Annotated in this window: 6 protein-coding genes and 2 pseudogenes; all 8 read right to left on the bottom strand. The window is 76.2% G+C overall.

Annotated elements, in window-relative coordinates; translation table 11 throughout:
• Nucleotides 1–5: 5 nt before the first annotated feature.
• Nucleotides 6–2,567, bottom strand: a complete 2,562-nt coding sequence (locus tag ACZ3YO_RS21805; RefSeq protein ID WP_465571665.1) for an oxidoreductase — start codon at nucleotides 2,565–2,567, stop codon at nucleotides 6–8.
• A pseudogene (locus tag ACZ3YO_RS21800) lies at nucleotides 2,564–2,887 on the bottom strand (acyl-CoA thioesterase); the annotation flags it as partial. The gene ACZ3YO_RS21805 and the pseudogene ACZ3YO_RS21800, both read right to left, overlap by 4 nt.
• An 87-nt stretch (nucleotides 2,888–2,974) precedes the next feature.
• Nucleotides 2,975–4,591, bottom strand: a pseudogene (locus ACZ3YO_RS21795) (AMP-binding protein); the annotation flags it as partial.
• Between the two features lie 446 nt (nucleotides 4,592–5,037).
• Nucleotides 5,038–7,224: a hypothetical protein gene (locus ACZ3YO_RS21790; RefSeq protein WP_465571662.1), complete on the bottom strand. Its 2,187-nt coding sequence runs from the start codon at nucleotides 7,222–7,224 to the stop codon at nucleotides 5,038–5,040.
• Complete coding sequence (locus ACZ3YO_RS21785) at nucleotides 7,221–9,299, bottom strand: protein kinase family protein (protein WP_465571659.1); 2,079 nt, start codon at nucleotides 9,297–9,299, stop codon at nucleotides 7,221–7,223. The genes ACZ3YO_RS21790 and ACZ3YO_RS21785 overlap by 4 nt, the downstream gene beginning before the upstream one ends.
• Nucleotides 9,296–11,848, bottom strand: coding sequence for a hypothetical protein (locus ACZ3YO_RS21780; protein WP_465571656.1), 2,553 nt, complete (start codon nucleotides 11,846–11,848; stop codon nucleotides 9,296–9,298). The genes ACZ3YO_RS21785 and ACZ3YO_RS21780 overlap by 4 nt, the downstream gene beginning before the upstream one ends.
• A complete protein-coding gene (locus tag ACZ3YO_RS21775) occupies nucleotides 11,845–15,402 on the bottom strand; it encodes a tubulin-like doman-containing protein (RefSeq protein ID WP_465571653.1) in 3,558 nt (1,185 codons plus the stop codon). The genes ACZ3YO_RS21780 and ACZ3YO_RS21775 overlap by 4 nt, the downstream gene beginning before the upstream one ends.
• A 145-nt stretch (nucleotides 15,403–15,547) precedes the next feature.
• The gene (locus ACZ3YO_RS21770; protein ID WP_465571651.1) at nucleotides 15,548–17,896 is read right to left on the bottom strand and encodes a VWA domain-containing protein; all 2,349 of its coding nucleotides are present in this window, start codon (nucleotides 17,894–17,896) and stop codon (nucleotides 15,548–15,550) included.
• Nucleotides 17,897–17,938: the final 42 nt, after the last annotated feature.

Below are 17,938 nucleotides of genomic sequence, written 5' to 3'. Positions count from 1 at the left end.
CTCCCTCAGTTCGGTACGGGTTCGGTGGTCTTCCGGCCGGGCCGGTCCGCCGGTCGGGCCGGCGCCCGCTCCGGCGGCGGGTCGTCAGGACGGTCGGGCAGCCAGCGGAGGTGCACCGGCGCGGCCGCCTCGGGCAGCAGCCGCAGCCGCGGTGCGACCCGGTCCGCGCCGGGCCCGGGCGGCCGGCGGCTGCCCGCCTGCCAGGGCTGCGGCCAGCGCGCCCCGGGGCCGGTGTAGCCCTGCTCGGCCGCGGCGTGCAGCGTCCACAGCGGGTCGTAGAGCTGGGCTCGGCCGACCGCGACCAGGTCGGCCCGGCCGGCCAGCAGCACCGAGTTGGCGTCGTCGTGACCGGAGATCGCGCCGACCGCGACGGTCGGGACCCCGGTCGCGTTGCGGACCAGGTCGGCGAACGGCACCTGGTAGCCGCGCCCGTACGGCACCCTCTGGTGCGCGACCACCTCGCCGGTGGAGACGTCCAGCGCGTCCGCTCCGGCGGCGGCCAGCGCTCGGCAGATCGCCACCGCCTCCGCCTCGGTGGTGCCGCCCGGCGCCCAGTCGGCGGCCGAGATCCGCACCACGATCGGCTTTCCGGCCGGCCAGGCGGCCCGCACCGCGTCGAGCACCTCCAGCGCGAGCCGCAGCCTGTGCTCCAGCGGGCCGCCGTAGCGGTCGGTGCGATGGTTGGTCAGCGGGGAGAGGAACCCGGAGACCAGGTGACCGTGGCCGAACTGCAGCCCCAGCACGTCGAATCCGGCCCGGTCGGCGCGGGCCGCGGCGGCGGCGAAGTCGGCGGCCACGCCCGCGAGTTCCGCCGCGCCGGCCTCGCGCGGGGGCGGGCCGGCCGGCTCCCAGGGCAGGGGAGAGGCGGCCAGCGTCGGCCAGCCGTCCGCGAGCGGGTGCCCGATGCCGTCCGGGCCGGGCACGGTGCTCGCCGCGCGCCGCCCGGCGTGGGTCAGCTGGATGCCCAGCGGGGTGTCGCCGAGCTCGCGGACCGAGCGCACCAGCGCATGCCAGGCCGCCTCCTGGGCGTCCGACCACAGGCCCGGGCAGCGTTCGGTGGCCCGGCCCTGCGCACTGACCGCGGTCATGCCGGTGAAGACCAGACCGGCGCCGCCGAGGGCCTGGGCGGCGAGCTGGGCCCGGTCGAAGCCGCTGGGCAGCCCGTCCACGGCGGTGAAGGTGGCCAGCGGCGGCACCACGATCCGGTTGCGCAGCTGCAGCCCGCCCAGCCGCAGCGGCCGGAACATCGGCGGAACGCCCGCGCCGCCGGGGGAGGTTGTGTCGCCGCCCGGCGCGTTGCCGCCCGGCGCGTCGCCGTTCGTCGTGTCGGCGAGGTCAGCGTCGGCGAGGTCAGCGTCGGCGAAGTCCGCGTCGACGGAGTCCACGAAGGCGGCGTCCCGGGCGCGCAGGTTGGCGTAGGTGACCCGGCGGCTGCGGGTGAGCAGGTTGAAGGCGAACTGCCCGGCGCCCTGGCCGGTGTGCCGCCCGACGGTCTCGAACCACTCCAGGCTCGCCTGCGCGGCCCGTTGCGCGGACTCCACCACTGGCCGTCGCCCGGCCTCGTAGGCCGTCAACGCGTGCTCCAGCACCGGCTGTTCGTGCAGCGCGGCAGCCAGCGCGAGGGCGTCCTCCAGGGCCAGTTTGGTGCCCGAGCCGATCGAGAAGTGGGCGGTGTGCGCGGCGTCCCCGAGCAGCACCACGTTGCGGTGGTGCCAGCGCGCGTTGCGCACGGTGGTGAAGCGGATCCAGCGCGAGGCGTTGGGGATCAGCCGGTGTCCGTCCAGGTGCCCGGCGAGCAGCTGCTCGCACCGCCGCACGCTCGCCAGGTCGCTCTCCCCACGCCTCGACTCCCGCCCGGCCAGGGCGTCGAAGCCGGCCTTGTGCCACGCCTCCTCGGCGATCTCCACGATGAAGGTCGAGCGCCGGTCGCTGTACGGGTAGGCGTGCACCTGCATGGCGCCGAAGTCGTGCTGCTCCACGATGAACGTGAAGGCCTCGAAGACCTTGTCGGTGGCGAGCCAGATGTAGCGGCAGTGCCGCTCGTCGAGCTCGGGCCGGAAGGCCTCCGCGAAGGCCGCGCGGGTCGCCGAGCGCACCCCGTCGGCGGCGACCACCAGGTCGTACTCGGCGGTCAGCCGGGCGACCGGCGGCGCGGGCGTGCGGTAGCGCACGTCCACCCCCAGCTCGGCGCAGCGCTCCTGCAGGACCGCGCGCAGCCGGTTGCGGTCCAGCGCCGCGAAGCCGTGCCCGCCGCAGGTGCGCACCTGCCCGGCGTACCGGACGTCGATGTCGCTCCAGCGGGCGAACTCGGCCGACAGGGCGGCGAAGACCTGCGGGTCGGCCTGGGCGATGCCGTCCAGCGTCTCGTCCGAGAAGACCACGCCGAAGCCGAACGCGTCGTCGCGGTCGTCGCGCTCCCACACCGTGATCTCCCGGTGTGGCGCCAACTTCTTGGCCAGCGCGGCGAAGTAGAGCCCACCGGGCCCGGCGCCGATCACCGCGACCCGCCGCACCCCGTCGCCCACCGGGAGCCCTCCGGCGTCTGCCGGCACCCCTGCGCCGCTCATCGGTACTCCTCCGGCTGCTGCGGACCGGATTCGGCGAGCGCCCGGCGCACCTCGGCGGGCCAGGGTTCGGCGCCCTTGGCCTGCGCGGCGGCGTGCACCACCGACATCCGCCCGGCGGCGGCCAGGCCCTGCGGGCCGTGCACCTCGAACGCGTAGTGCAGCGAGGAGCCGCCGACCCGCAGGACCCGCAGCTCGGTGCGGACCGGATCGCCGAACCAGAGGCGTTCGCGGTAGTCGGCCTCGAAGTGCACCCGTGGGATCCGGCCGAACAGCCCGGCCAGCCCGAGCCGGCGCAGCAGCACCGCCTCGGCCGCCTCGACCCAGCGCTGCACCGCCGAGAAGTGGTAGTGCCCGGCCGCGTCGGTGTCCGACCACTCCACCCGCCGCCCCACCGCCACGCTGGCGGGCCGCGCGGCGGCCCGGCGGCGCAGCTCGGCCCGGTGCAGCTTGCCGGTCGCGGTGCGCGGCAGCTCGGTGACGAACTCGACCTCGCGCGGGTACTTGTACGGCGCGATCGTCCGCTTGACGTGCTCCTGGAGCTCCCGCTCCGTCTCCGGCCCGGCCGGCACGCCCTCGCGCAGCACCACGTACGCCTTGACGACGCTGCCACGCCGCTCGTCGGGTGCGCCGACCACCGCGCTGTCCAGCACGTCCGGGTGGCCGGCCAGCACCTGTTCGACCTCGGGCCCGGCGATGTTGTAGCCGGCGGAGACGATCATGTCGTCGGTGCGCGCCTGGTACCAGAAGTACCCGTCGGGGTCGCGGACGTAGGTGTCGCCGGTGAGGTTCCAGCCGTTGCGGACGTAGCCGCGCTGGCGCTCGTCGCGCAGGTAGCGGCACCCGGTGGGGCCCTTGACGGCGAGCAGGCCCGGCCGGCCGTCGGGTACCGGCGAGCCGTCGGCGTCGAGCACGGCGGCCCGGTAGCCCGGGACGGGCCGCCCGGTCGCGCCGGGGCGGATGTCACCGTCGGCGGCGGAGATGAACACGTGCAGCAGCTCGGTGGCGCCTATCCCGTCGACCAGCCGCTGTCCGGTGGCCGCGTGGAAGGCCTGCCAGACGGAGGCCGGCAGGTGCTCGCCGGCCGAGACGCAGCGCCGCACGCCGGCCAGCCGGTCGGCCAGCCCGGCGGCGAGGATCGCCCGGTAGGCGGTCGGCGCGGTGAACAGCACGCTCACCCGGTGCCGGGCGACCTGTTCGGCGAGCTCCTCCGGGCCGGTCTGTTCCAGCAGCAGCGTGGCGGCCCCGGCCCGCAGCGGGAAGACCACCAGCCCGCCCAGGCCGAAGGTGAAGGCGAGCGGCGGCGTGCCGGCGAAGAGGTCGTCGGGGGTGGGCCGCAGCACGTGCCGGGAGAAGGTGTCGGCGTTGGCCAGGACGTCGCGGTGGAAGTGGAGGGTGGCCTTGGGCCGGCCGGTGGTGCCGGAGGTGAAGGCGATCAGCGCCACGTCGTCGGCGGCGGTGGGCACGGCGGTGAAGGGGCCGCGCCGGGCGGCGCAGCGGGCGGTGAGGTCGTCCGGTCCGGGGCCGCCGTAGGCCAGGACGGCGAGGCCGGGCGTGGCGGCCCGTTCCAGCTCGGCCAGGTTGCGGTGGTCGCACAGCGCCGCGACCGGCAGGCTGATCTCGATCATCGCGGTCAGCTCGGGCGCCCGCAGCAGCGGCATGGTGGTGACCGCCACCAGGCCGGCCTTCAGCACGCCGAGCCAGCACGCCACCAGCCAGGGGGTGTTGGGGCCGCGAAGCAGCACGCGGTTGCCGGTGGCAAGGCCCAGGTCCTCGGTCAGGACCCGGGCCACCGCGTCGGCGTGCTCGCGCAGTTCGCCGTAGCTCCACTGCTCCGTCGGGGTGAGCAGGCAGGGCCGGTCGGGGCCGAGGCGCTCGATCGTCTCGTCGAGCAGCGCGTGCGCGCAGTTGAGCCGGTCCGGATAGGCCAGCTCGGGCAGTTCGAAGAGAAACTCCGGCCACTGGTCGAGCGGCGGAAGGCTGTCGCGGCAGAACGTGTCCAGATGCGCTGAGGGTGTGAGCTCCATGTGGCGGCACCTCTTCGGCGAGCGGGGAGTGAGGCCAGTATGGCGCTCTGGTGACGCCAGTCAAGAGAGCGATACATACGCCCGGGTGGTGGCGAACGCGCGTGCGCGGCGGCCCTCGCGATGACCGGCCGGGCCGCGACACCCGCTGAATATGACCCTGGCATGCCAAGGCGAGGGAACGAGATCACCGGAGGGGGATCGTGCGAATGCCGGCACCGGGTCACGGTCCAGGGCAAGGCGCCAGGCCAGGACCCGGGCGTCGACGATCGACTGGGCGCAGCGGCTCTACGAGGACGGTTTCTCAGCGCCCCGCTTGAGCGGCCACCACCCTTGGCGGCCGCGGCGTGGAGGCGCCGGACGGCGAGCCGGTCGCTGACCCCTTCCGATCCGGCGGCCCGGCGTGCGCGAGTCCCGCACGCCGGGCTCCGGTGTCCGGCCGCCGGGGATCAGTGGCGGGAGAACAGGACGGTCAGGGCGATCACCAGGAGGGTCAGCAGGGCGGCGGCGACCACCGCGATCCGCCTGAGGTCGTCGCGCTGGTCGCCCTGGTGGTGGTGCGGCTGGTTGTACAGCGGCCCGGGAGGCCGTTCGGGCGGCGCCGCGGTCGCGAACGGTGGGTACGCGGGGGTGCCCGGCCCAGGAGCGACGGCCGCCTCGGCGGCACGCGGCTGCGCCATGAGGGTCTGCGCCGCCTGCGGCGGACGCCGTTCCACCGGCTGCTCCGACACACTCATCGACGGTGCACCCGCCGAGGAAACACCCATCGAAGGCGGGGGCGGCTCGGCGGGCTGCTCCGCCGCGGGCGGGCCGGAGAACGCGGGGAGCGCGTGCGGTGCGGCCGCCTTGGGTCGCACGGCCGCCGCCCTCGCCCCCGGCGGGCCCGCGGTGCCTGCGGCGCCAGGAGTGCCCGGCGAGAGCTCGTGGAGCAGCTGACGCCAGAGCTCGGGCGGCAGGTCGGGCGGCAGGCCGGGGTCGGCCTGTTTCCCGGGGGGTGGCACCAGCCGGCGCAGCAGCCCGGCCTCCAGGTCGGTGTCGTGGCGGACGAGCTCGCCCAGCCACGCCCCGAGTGCCGTGGTGTGGCGCGGGTCCCGGGTGTGGGGGGCCACCGCCCAACCGAACAGCCAGGCGGCCCGCTCCGCGAGTTTGTCGTCGTCCGCACTGGCGTGGCCGGTCCGGTCCGGTCCGGCACGGTAGAGGTAGAGGCGCTGGTGCAGGACTTCGGCGCAGAGCTCGGACTCCTGTTCCGCGCTGCGCCCCTCGCGGCGGCTGAGGCCGTTGAGCAGCCAGTTGACCGCCCGGAAGGGGAGGGCCTCCTCCCGGAGGAGGTCGAGCACGTCCCGGTCGCTCAGCGTGGCGATCCGCCGCTTCAGGTCCTCGCACACGGCTGCGGACGGGTCGGGGCCGATCCGCAGGAGGTCCTCGTGCAGCAGCGACAGCGAGGACGGCGAGGGGGCGGGGGCCGGTATCGGTGTCTCGTACACCGGTGCCTCGTCGGGGTCGTCGGGCCCCGCGTAGCGGCCTCCCCCGGTGTGCGCGCCGTCGGCCCGATCGCCGGTCCGGCCGCCGACCCAGCCGTCGGGCCCCTCGTTCGGCCGGTCACCGGCCCAGCCGCCGGGCCCGGCGGTGCGCCGGCTCCCCGGCCGGCCGGTGCCGGTGTGCACCGGGTGCTCGCCCGGCCGGGCGGCGGGCGTGGAACCGCCGCCGGGCCGCCGCGGCCGGACGCCGAGCACGTCCGCGAGCTCCCGCAGCCGCGCCTCGGCCGGCAGCCCCGCGCCGTCCGGCAGCTCCCGCGTCAGCTCCGGCAGCCCCCCGGACCGGCGGCCCTCCTCGGTGGCGACGAGGCAGCGCTCCACCAGGTGGCCCGCGAGCTCGTGCGCGAGGTCCGGCTCGGGGCGCCTCGGGTCGATGCGGTAGCGCGACCGCTGCTGCCCCGAGTCGGTCGACCAGTCCGCCACCCAGGTGACCATCAGGTCGTGACGGTCCGTCATGTCGTAGGTGGCGAAGGTCCACGCGCGGCCCAGCCACTGGTAGCCGAAGACCTGGTACAGGCCGGCGATGACGACGCCGGACCGGTTCTCCCCCGGCCAGCCCGGCAGGGCGTCGCTGCGCAGGGAGAGGCGGTGCGTTGGGCGGCGCAGCAGGGCGGCGGTGGCGGCGGTGAGCGCCTCACGGACGTCGGGCAGCTGCGCCAGCGTGTCGGCCCAGGCCGGTTTCGCGGCGTCCCACAGGGCGGTCCGCGGCACCGGATCGCACCGGCCGCTCTCCTGTTCGGCGAATTCCTGCCGGCTCCACGTCCAGTCCCGCAGGCCCAGGCAGATCCTGGGGCCGAGGAGGTTGACCGGCCCGAGCAGGACGTGCGCGGCGGTGTTGGGCCGGCCGCCGGCGTCGGCGGTGGGCCACCGCTGGACGAGGGCGGCCTCGCCGCCCTGGAGGACGGTGCGGACGATGCTGGGGCGCAGCGCGTCGTCGACCCGGAGCATCGGGGCGAGCTCGTGGGCGAGGTCCTCGGCGCGTTCCCTGGCGCAGGACCAGGCCGCGGCGGCGGTGCCGGAGCCCCGCCGGCCCTGGTTGCCCTGCCAGCGGAACGCGATCTGGTCGACGGTGTCGAGGGGGCCGGTGCCGGGCGTGCTCATGCGTCCACCTCCTCGCCGGGGCCGCCGTCGGCCAGCTCGACGATCCCGTGCATCGCGAGCAGCGAGAGCAGGGGTTCGAGCACCCGCTGGGCCCGGACGCCGCGGGGGTAGCGGCTGTCCTCCTGCCGCCCGCCGGTCGCCGAGGCCACGTGCAGGGTGCAGTGCAGGGCGGTGTCGAAGGGGCGCAGCCAGGCCTTGCCGGCGTGGCGCTCCAGCAGTGCGTACACGTCGCGGCTCTCCTCGTGGATCCGTCGGCGGCTCAGCGGGGTGTGGCCCGGTTCGCTGAGCCAGCGGTCGACGGGGGGTTCGGATCGCAGCAGGTCGGCCTTGGCGACCACGACGGCGGACGGGACCGTCAGGTAGGGGCCGGTCCGGGGGATGCGGTCCAGGGCGGTGGCGAATGCCGGGTCGCCGTCACGGTTGACGTGCTGGCCGAGCGCGGTGCGGAGGTCGTCGAGCTGGGCGAGCGGCATGGCGAGCGTGGGGTCGACGACGAAGACCAGGGCGTCGATGCCGAGCAGGAAGCGCAGCAGGGCGTCGGTGCGCAGCAGGTCCTCGCCGGCGAGGTCGAAGAAGGCCAGCGGTCGGATCCGCCCCCGCGCGTCGGTGATCAGCAGGGACTCCACGAAGCGGGCGGACTCGCTGTGCCCGAGCCCGGCGGTGTGGGCGAGCACCCTCCCGTCGCGCAGCGGCACCACCCGGTTGTTGAGGAAGCTGGCGTGCTGTTCCGGGTTGACGGACTGCCAGCTGACGCCGTACGGCTTCAGCCGGTCGTCGGCGATCTCGGCGATCATCTGGGTGAGCAGGTGGCTCTTGCCGGTGTTGGACTGCCCGATCATGGCGACCGTCAGCGGGCGCCCGTTGGTCAGGTAGGGAACGGGGATGTGGTGCGGCGGCACGCCGGCGTTGCCCTGGCAGAGCTGGAAGGCGCCGCGCAGCTCGTCGGCGAGCAGCCGCGGACTGCGCTGCGCCCCCAGGTCGTACGGCTGGAGCTCCTGGACGGCGTCGGGGGTGTAGAGGGCGGCCGGGTCGAAGCGGATCAGCTCCAGGCAGTACGGGCAGAGCACCTCGCCGGGCGCGGCGTCCCTGGCCGGCTCCGGCTCCGGCCCGCCGACGCCGTGGCCGACCGCTCCGCCGGGCGGCGCCGCGCCGGCGGAGCGTTTGAGCGCGAGGGCCCGGTCGAACGCGGCCCGGTGGGCGGTGAGGCCGTCGCCGGCCAGCCGGGTGGCCGCGGGGGCCCGGTCGGGGGCGAGCAGGCCGAGCAGGGCCGCCGGGGCGGGGCGGTCGGAGGCCCGCGGGGCGAACAGGGGGCCCATGGTGTGCGCGAGCGACCGGTGGTCGGCCAGGTCGGCCGGGGCCCGGTCCGGGTCGCCGGCCCGGCCGGTGACGAGGCGGTACATCACCTGGGCGGCGCTCCACAGGGCGTCGCGGGGATCGCTGCGGCCGATCCCGCCGCGCACCTCCGGCGGGGCGTAGGGCGCGGGGCCGCGGGGCGCGCGGGGCCGCCCGGTGTGCGTCACCGCGTCCAGGCCCCAGAGCTGGATCTCCGAGCCGTCCCAGCGGACGGTGGCCGGGGTGATGCCGTGGTGGACCAGGCCGAGCTCCGCCAGCAGGCCGACGGCGTCGACCAGGTCCCGTTCGATGATGCGCAGGTGGGTGCTGGGGAGGCCGTGCAGCTTGTCGGCGGTCCGGCCGCGCGGGGGCCGGTAGAGCACGAACGGCTCGGCCACGTCGAGCTCGTAGCCGATCACGACGGGGAACGGCCGGGCGGCGCCGGGGCTCCCGAGGGCGTGGTGGAGCCGCAGCGCGGCCGCCGCCTCGGTGTCGAGCGCGGCGCGGGCCGCCTCGGCGGCGCCGGGCGCGTCGGGGTCGGCGATCCGGACCTGGACGCACCGCACGCGCTCGTTCAGCAGCGCGTTGCGCGTCCGGGGCAGGCCCCGGGCCGACGGGCCGGCGTCGGAGCCGAACCGGGCCCAGGCGTGGCACCGCCTCCCGTCGGGATCGAGGAAGGACAGTTCGACGGGCTCGGCACGGCCGGGGCCGCCGCTCTGCGGGCCCGGCCCGGGGGCGCTCACCACTGCTCCTCCTCGGTGTCGGACGGCGCGTCGTGCCGCGGCCGCACGGTCGCGACGACGCCGGCCCGCAGCGCGGTCAGCCGCAGCATCCCGGCGTACCGGCCGGCCGCGGTCCGGACGTCCCGGCTCTCCTGGTGGCCCGCGGCCGTGCCGACGACCGGGTCGGCGGCCGAACCGGCGGCGGAGCCGTCGCGGGCGGCCTCCGGGGCGAACCGGATCAGGGCGACGGCCGCGGGGTTGCGGCTGAGCAGGTCCAGCTGCTCGGCCGAGCTCAGCTGGACCACGCCCTGCCCGTCCGGGTCGACGGTGGCCGGGTCGGCGACCCGTCGGGCGTCGATGCCCAGCAGACCGGCGGGCCCGCTGCGGACGCGGTGCGGCGCGGTGAACGGCGGGGCGGGCAGCACGTCGTTGTGCCGCAGGTGTTCGCGGGCCACGCCGAGGAGTTCGCGGACCCGCTCGGCGATCCGCTCCTGTGCGGCGTCGCCGGCGTAGCCGCGCTCGACCGCGCCCCAGTACGGCTCCAGGGCGGTCAGGGTGGCGTCGGTGAGGTCGGCGGCCAGGGTCGGCACGAGGTCGGGGCCGCCCTTGGCCTCGCCGCGCTCCAGCCAGCGCGGTGCGCCGGGGCGGGCAGCCGGACCGGGACCGGAGCCGGAGGCGCCCTCCCCGTCGGGGCCCGGACCGGCCTCCCCGAGGCCGGCGGGCTCGTCCGGCCCGGCGTCGGGCCACCGCTCGGGCTGCGGCGGGACACTGGTCCAGTCGTACTCGTCCTGCCAGGACAGGTCGTCGTCGCCCTCCTCGGCCGGCCCGTTCAGCCAGTCGTCGGCGGCCTCCTCGGTGGCTGCGGGCGTGTCGGAGGCGAGGTCGCGCGTCGCCTCGTCCTCCGCGGCCTCGGCGGTCGCCCGCAGCACCCCGACCACGGACAGTGCGGCGTCCGCGCAGTAGCGCCGCTCCTCGACGGCCCAGCACTCGCGCAGGGCACGGGCCAACAGGTCGTCCAGGCCGTTCAGTTCGTCCTGCAGCGGGGTGACGCCGCGTTCGCGGCCCCAGCGCTGGGCGTGCATGTGCCAGGCCCTCAGCAGGAGCCAGGCCCAGCACCCGAGCGCGAGCAGCAGGCCTGCCACTGCCGACCAGACCGGAAGGCCGGCCAGCTGCGCGGTCACCGCGGCCACGGCGGCGCCGGCGAGCGCGGCCGCACCGAGCCGCCGGGCGTCCGCCGGCCGGGCCGGGCCGCCGGGCAGGCGGAAGGCGACCAGCAGCATGCCGAGCACGACCAGCACGGGGACGGTGAGGGCGGCCGCCGTGGCCGACCAGGTCCAGAGGCCGCCGGCGGCGCCGAGGAGCCCCGTCACGGCGAGCACGCCGTTGCCCGGCGGGTCGGGGTCCAGCGTGCGCTCGCCCGGTTCGGGCGCGCGCAGCCGGTCGAGGTCGGCCAGCAGCGGTGCGTTGGACAGCGGCTGCACCTGCTCGGAGAGCAGGGCGAAGCGCTGGGCCACCGAGCGCAGCGGCAGCCCTTCGCGCAGCAGCCCCATGGCGAGGCTGCGCAGGCTGTCACCGATCCGCTCGCCGCTCGTACCGGCGGGTGCCACCGCCATCCCGAGCCGGGCGAGCCGGGTCGAGGACTCGGCGGCGGACTGCACGCCGGCCGTCCCGCCATCGCTGCGCAGCACCTGCCCGACCACCTCGCGGTAGCGGTCCAGCGCTTCCCGGGCGCGGCCGAGCGCCGACTCCAGCTCGGCCCGGCCGGCGCCGGTGAGCAGGCCGGCGGGGCTGCCGAAGGTGACGAGCTCGGTCTCGGCGTCGGCCAGGGCGTCGACGGCCGCGTGGTGGGCGCGGGCGGCGGCTCCGCCCTCCTCGCGCCGGCCGGGGCTGCCGGTGGTGGCGCCGGTGACCAGCGAGGAGAGGGCGGGCGGCAGGTCCCCGCCCGTACGGGCCGTCGGTCCGGCGGGGGAGGCCGTGTGGGAGCCGGCGAACCGCAGCAGCGCCTCGCTCCACGCTTGGCTGCGGACGTCCGGGGACAGGCCGTGTTCCAGGACGCGCAGCCCCGGAGCGGCCACCCCCTCGGGGAGGCCGCCCAGCACGTCCAGGGTCTCGTCGTACACCTCGGGGATGCTGAGCAGGTCGACCAGGACGGCCAGCGCCTGCGGGTCGTCGGGCGCGGCCGGCTCCTGGAGGCCGTCGCCCGCCTGGAGGTCGCCGGCCCAGAGCAGGCCGGCCTCGGGGCCGCGCAGGGTGGCGGGTCGCACCAGCCGGCGTTCGGCCGGGTAGCCCTCGGAGGCACTCGCCGAGAGGCCACCCACCAGCAGGCAGAGCACGTGCACCCGGCCGGGAGTGCGGTAGCCCATGATCTGCTCGTACCGGGTGCGGTGCTCGGCCAGCCCGGCGGGGGTGTCGACCACCAGGAACCGCTGGTCGTGCGGTTGCGGCCGGCCCTGGCGGGCGAGGCGGGCTGAGACGGCGGCCCGCAGGCCGGCCGGGTCGGTGCCGGCCAGTTCGTCCGTGCGCAGGTCGAGGTGGACGACCGGTGCGGACTGGGTCAGGGGTGTGCTCACGCGGGCTCACCGCCCCGGCGGTCCGTGGTCGGCCCGTCGGGGTCCTCGTCCCACCAGGACGGGCGGTACGGCGGCTCGGACGGTTTGTGCAGCGGCGGCTCGGCCCACTCCGGGGACGGCTCGTGGCCGCCGTCGCGGCCGGGGTCCCACCCGGACCCGCGGCCCGGGTCGGCGCCCCGATCGTCCTCGTGGGGCCGGTCAAAGCCGCGGTCCGGTCCGCCGTCGTGGGCCCGGTCGGCGCGCCGGTCGCGCTCGCCGCCGCCGTTGCCCCCGTCGCCGCCGTCGCGGCCCCGCTCGGCGCCGGGCCAGGCGCCCCCCTCGGCCGGCCTGACGGTGCCCCAGTCGTCCTCCTCGCGCACGGCCCGCGGCTGGTGGGCGGGCCCGTCGTCGTCGACGTCCTCGACCGGCCGCGGCGACAGCTCGCCGCGCTGGATCACCTCCAGCAGCCTGCCGAGGTTCGGCTGCACGGCACGCTGGTCGCCGAAGTCGAGCCTCAGCGCCCCCGGCAGGGTCTCCGCCCAGAACTGCCACAGAGGGCGGAACCAGCCCTCGACCCGCTCCCCGCCGATCTCCCGGCGGGACTTGAGCATGCGCAGCTGCTGCGGCGCGACCTGCTCGACCAGCCGTACGAACAACGGATCGGGCCGGCTGGCCGAACGCGACAGCCCGACCGGGCGGGCGCTCATCAGCCGGCTGCAGTAGTCCCCGACCGTGCGCTCGTCGTCCAGCACCGTCCAGCGCTCGTAGGCACGCAGCAGCTCGGCCCAGCCGGACACGCCGTTCTGCTGCTCGCCCAGCCGCAGCCGCACACCCGGCACATCGGTGCCGCGCTCGCGGAACAGCCGCAGCCGGATCAGCTGAGGGGAGTCCTCGGGCCCCTCCAGCACGTCCACCTGGCCGTTCCACAGCAGGCAGAGCAGCCGGTGCAGCACGTTGCGCCGGTCCGCCTCGGTGGACACCAGCCAGTCGTCCCGGTGGCCGAGGCGCTGGCGCCAGCGCAGCACGTCCTCGCTCTGCTCGTTGTCCTTCACCTTGGCCCAGTGGCGCAGCACCTTGCGGGCCTCGGGCACCTCGGTCAGGCTCATCTCGCTGCGGAACAGCACGACCGTGATCGACTCCGTGTCGACCCCGCGGAACTCCGGCCGCGCGTCCTTGGGCAGCCGCAGCTCCTTGCGCAGGAACGCCTCGACCTCGTCGACGTTCTTGACCCGCGGGTACGTCACCAGCGCCTTGAGCGGCCCGGTGCCCTCCGGGACGAAGCCGGCCGGCAGCAGGCCGGCCAGCTTGCGGCCGAACTGGTCCAGCGCCTCCTTGCTGACCAGCTCGGCCTCCTCCGCGCTGCCCGCCGCCGCGGCCAGCAGCACCCCCATGGACGGCAGCAGCGGACGCTCCTCCAACTGCGCGCCGCTCTCGGCGAAGAGCCGTTTGACGCCCGCCTCCACGACCGCCTTGACACCGCCGACCGCGCCGTCGGGGCTGCGCCGGCTCGCCGTGTTCGCGGCGCGCCACTCGTCGCCGCCGACCAGCCGCAGCAGCAGGGCGGCCTGGTCCTCGGTGTTGGTCAGGCCCTCGCGGGCGGCGAGCCGGGTCACCAGATCGTCGTAGAAGTGCTTGAGGTCCCGCTGCGGCGGCAGCAGGTAGGAGACGCCGGTGCGGTCCTCGTACAGCACCCGGGACTGCTCGGCGAACGCCCTCGGCTCCTGGTCGGAGTGCTTGCGGAAGGCCGAGACCAGGCGGCTCACCTCGGCGTCCAGGGCCCGGGCGGTCGGCTCCCAGCGCTGCTGCTGGTTCTTCCAGCCGTCGTGCCAGAGCTGCCGGCTGCGCCAGCGGTACCAGGCGTCCTGGGCGCGCAGTACGGCCTGGACGTCCTCGTCCCCCCAGCGCGGCTGGGCCAGCCCGCCGATCCGGCGCTTGATCCTCGGGACGGACGGCGGCTGGTCGCGGGTACCCGGCGGCAGTGCGGGCATCCGGGTGCGGTTGTCGAGCATCCCGAGGAAGCCGAGCCGGGCCAGGTCGTTCGCCTCCTGCGGAACGCCCTTGACGATCCGCTCGACCGTGAACGGGTCCACCGTGGCCAGCAGCTTGTCCACCGCCCTGCGCGGCGCGAAGTCCCTCGCCATGTCGGCGGTGCGCAGCGCCACCTGGCGGGCCAGGTTGGCGAGTTCGGACTGCATGTCGCTCAGCCGGGCGGCCAGCGCGGTCTCGATCGCCGAGCTGCCGCGCGGCTCCGGGGCGAGCGGCTGCAGTTCGAGCGTCGGCCGCTCCAGCAGGTCCTCCAGGCCGGAGTCGGCGAACATCTGCTTGACCAACTCCTCCGCGGACCGGTCGGAGCGGTGCGAACGGTCGCTCAGCTGCTCGACCGAGGCGCGCAGGATCCGGCCCGAGACCAGGGCGGCCAGCTCGTCCACGGGCGCGGTCATCGAGGCGACCAGGCTGGTGGAGACACCCCGCCGGCCGATGCCGGACGGCGCCATCGCCGCCCGCTGCACCCCCCGGTTGATGAAGCTCGCGGCGAAGGTCTGGTAGTCGTCGTCGGCCCGGGCGCGGGAACTCTGCCGGCCGTCGCCGAGCTCGGTGCCGATCAGCGACATCACCAGCGACACCATGGAGCGCCGCAGGTCGTCCTGGCGGATGCCGGCGGTGCGGTTGAACAGGAAGGCGGTCGGCAGGATGCCGGTGCGCAGCCGGATCGGAGCGGTGTGCGGGTAGCGGATCCGCAGCGTCAGGTCCTCGTCGAGGTCGCCGAGTTCGGCGCCCTCGACGGGCGCGTTCTGCTCGTCCACCAGCCGGAAGAGGTCCACCAGGGCGCGGGCGGAGTTCAGCTCCGCCTCGCGGCCGCCGCCGGTCGCCGGCGGGAACGCGGACGGCATCACCACCAGCGGGTAGATCTTGACGCCGTCGAAGCGCTTCTCCCGGAAGGCGTGGTTGATCAGGTAGAGGTAGTCCAGGAAGATCCCGGCGCCGGTGCCGCCCGCGACCGAGAAGGCCACGAAGACGTCGCAGCCGGACACCTGGCCGCCGCCGAGCTGGCTCAGCACGCCGCCCGCGCGCGCGAGCGCGTCGATGGCCTGCATCAGCGGCTCCAGCACCGGGTCCGGGCCGTTGCGCAGGGTGCCGAACAGGCCGGCCCGACCGACCGTGGGCAGCTGCCCGGCGCCGTTCTTCAGCGGGGTGACGCGCGGTTCGCTGTTGCGCGGCGGCAGCCAGGCGGCGGTCTCGTCGGGGAGGCTGGCGCGGAGCATCTTGGTGACGTCGGGCGAGCTGTCGAAGTTCGGCAGCAGGTCGTGGGTGGCGCGCGAGGTGCGGCTGTAGGCGGCTCGCAGGGCCGGGTCGACGGTGGCGTGCGGCAGCCTGGCCAGGTCCGCCTCGCTGAAGTCGGCGTAGACGAACTGCAGACAGTCCGGCAGCTGGTAGGGCGCCAGGTCGCCGAGGTGGCCCAGGGCGGTGCCGTCGGGGCCGCACAGTTCGGCGCGCAGTCGCCGCTCCAGTTCGGCGCCGACGAGGCCGCCGGTGCCGCCCAGGCCGACGAAGAGCATCGGCTGGAAGATCTTCATGAGGTCCGCCTTCATCCGGCCGCGCGGGGCGGCCGGCTCGGGTGTGGCTGGGACGGGTGTGGCTGGGACGGTGGAGGGAGTGGGACGGTCCGGGGCGGGCCGGGGCGCCGGGCGGGCGCCCCGGGGCACCGGCGGTCGGGCAGGGTCACAGGTAAGGGGAGACCGGCGGCTGGTCGGCGGCCGGTGGTCGCCCGCCGCCGGCCGGCCGTCGCGGGTCGGCCGTCGCGCCCCGCCCCGGCGCGATGTCCAGGCTCAGCCCCTCCGCCAGCGGCACCGGGTGGCCCGGGTCGAGGCGGGACCTCGCCTGCCGGCGGGTTTCGAGCACCGCCCCACCGTCCTGGTTGCGCTGCACCCGGTACGGGCCGCCGGGCCGTCGCACGATCCGGGGGTTCGGGCCGCCCACTCCGACCACGTCGAACTCGTACCAGCCGCCCGTGCCGGCGGTCGCGGTGAGCTGGCCGACCTTCCGGCCGTCCGCGTCGAGCAGGAGCAGCGAGAGCCCCGCCGGACTGGTCCGCGCCCACCGCAGCCGGCGCAGGGTCAGCCGCAGCACCACGGCGACCACCAGCACGATGCCGGTGATCAGGCAGGCCCACCACCACCGCTCCCAGAAGGTCGGCGGCGGGGTGACGGTCAGCGACAGCGGGCTGTCGACGAGGACCCGGTCCCGGTCGGAGGTGTCGATCACGGTGACCTTGCCGCCGAGCCGCAGATCGCCCCGGTCGAGCAGCCCTCGGAACGCCTTCGACCCGCCGGCGGTCAGCGTGACGTCGACCCGCCGGGACTCCCCGGGCGCCAGGGTGATCTGCCCCGGCTCCAGCTTCAGCAGGCCCTCGGAGCTGTCCGTGACGGCCAGCCGCAGGGTGTGCGCGACGCCGTCCCCGTTGTGCAGGGCGACGGTGCCGGCGACCTCGTCCCCGGGGTGGATGCGCCGGTCGGCGCCGCCGTCGAGCGTGAGGGAGGCCGTCACCAGGGGCACCGCCGGGGCGACCAGGGTGCCCGCCGAGCGGTCCTCGTCGGCGATCAGCCCGGGGGCGGTGAGGGTGCCGGAGGCCTTGATCCGGCCGGTCGCGCCGGCGGGCACGGTGACCGTCCCGGTGAAGGTGGCGTCGCCGCCCTTCGGGTCCGGGGCGACGCCGTCGTCGGCCAGTCTGATCGGGACGGGGGCGAAGCCCTCACCGGTCAGGCCGGCACTGACGCCCAGGTCCTTCAGGTCCTGCGGGTCGGTGATCTGGAACCCCTTGCGGGTCTGCAGCTTGAGCGTCACCACCGCCTGCTCGCCGGCCCGCGGCGAGGGCGGGGCCATGGTGATGGAGCTGCGCAGCGCACCGCGCCACAGGACGCTGACGGAGGCCAGCTGCGCCCGGTGGTCCTCGGGGGCGTCCAGGTGAATCCGCCACTGGCCCGGCAGCGGGTCCGTGATGCGCAGCGACTCGACCGACTGCCGGCGGCCGGAGAGTTCGAACTGCGAGACCGGGTCGGTGGTGGTGCCGGTGATCTCGCGGCCGGAGGGGTCGAAGTAGGTGGCCGTCACCGCCGGGTCGCCCTTGTCGACGACGATGCTGCCCACGGTGGTGAGCGGAGAGATCCGCACCTGGAGGTCGATCGGCGGGCGGCCGCTGTCCCCGGGGGTGGTGCGCAGGCAGTGCGCGGCGGCGAAGGCGGTCTCCAGCGCGCTGCCGACGGTGGCGGAGTCCGGCACCACCGAGGCGCGGGGCTTGGCGTCGGGGAGGTTGACGCAGCCGTCCTGGAAGCCGCCGGCCGCCATCCGGTCCAGGGCGCCCCGGTCGATGTCGGAGCCGAAGCCGAGCGGCCAGACCTGGATGCCGGCGGCCTTGGCCGCGGCGAGGGCGCGGCTCAGGGCCTCGTCGCCGGCGGCGGCGCGGTGGGCCGGATCCCCGTAGGCCGGGCTGTCGCTGACGTCGAGCTTGCCGTCGGTGAGGACGAACAGGACCCGGGGCGTGGCCGGGTCGGTCCCGGTGCTGAGCCGGCTGACCCCCTGCAGCACGGCGTTCGGGAAGTCGGTGCCCTGGCCCTCACCCGGGGCGCGGCTGTGCAGCTTGCCGATGCACGCGCCGATCTGGTCGCGGCCCGCGGCGTCCAGGACGGTGGGCGGGCAGACCTCGTCCACCGGGTGCTGGGAGTCGTTGTCCGCGCTGGCGAAGCCGAACACGCCGATGGTCGAGGCGGGGTGGACCTCCCCGAGGGCGATGCGGACGGCGGCGGCCCGCTCGCGGTCGAGGTCGGCGGCCTTGAGGCTGCCCGACTCGTCCACGGCCACCGCGTAGTTGACCGGGCCGATGGCCGCCGGGGCGGCCGTGCCGGTGCCGGGCTCGTCGGCCGCGGCCGGGCCGGGCGGCAGGCCGGCGGTGAGCAGGGCCGCCGCGGTGAGCGCTGCGGCCCGCCCGAGGCCGCCGGCGGCGCGCCGGGGCCCGCGGGCCCGTGCGCCGGTCGTGCCGCGCCGGCGGAAGGGCGCGAAGGGCAGGTGTTGCACCGTCGTCTCCTCTGGATCAGGGGGCGTTCGGCCGGCCGCCCG

This window comes from Kitasatospora sp. NPDC022785 (genome assembly GCF_055561295.1).
This window is presented reverse-complemented; position numbering and strand designations above follow the sequence as displayed.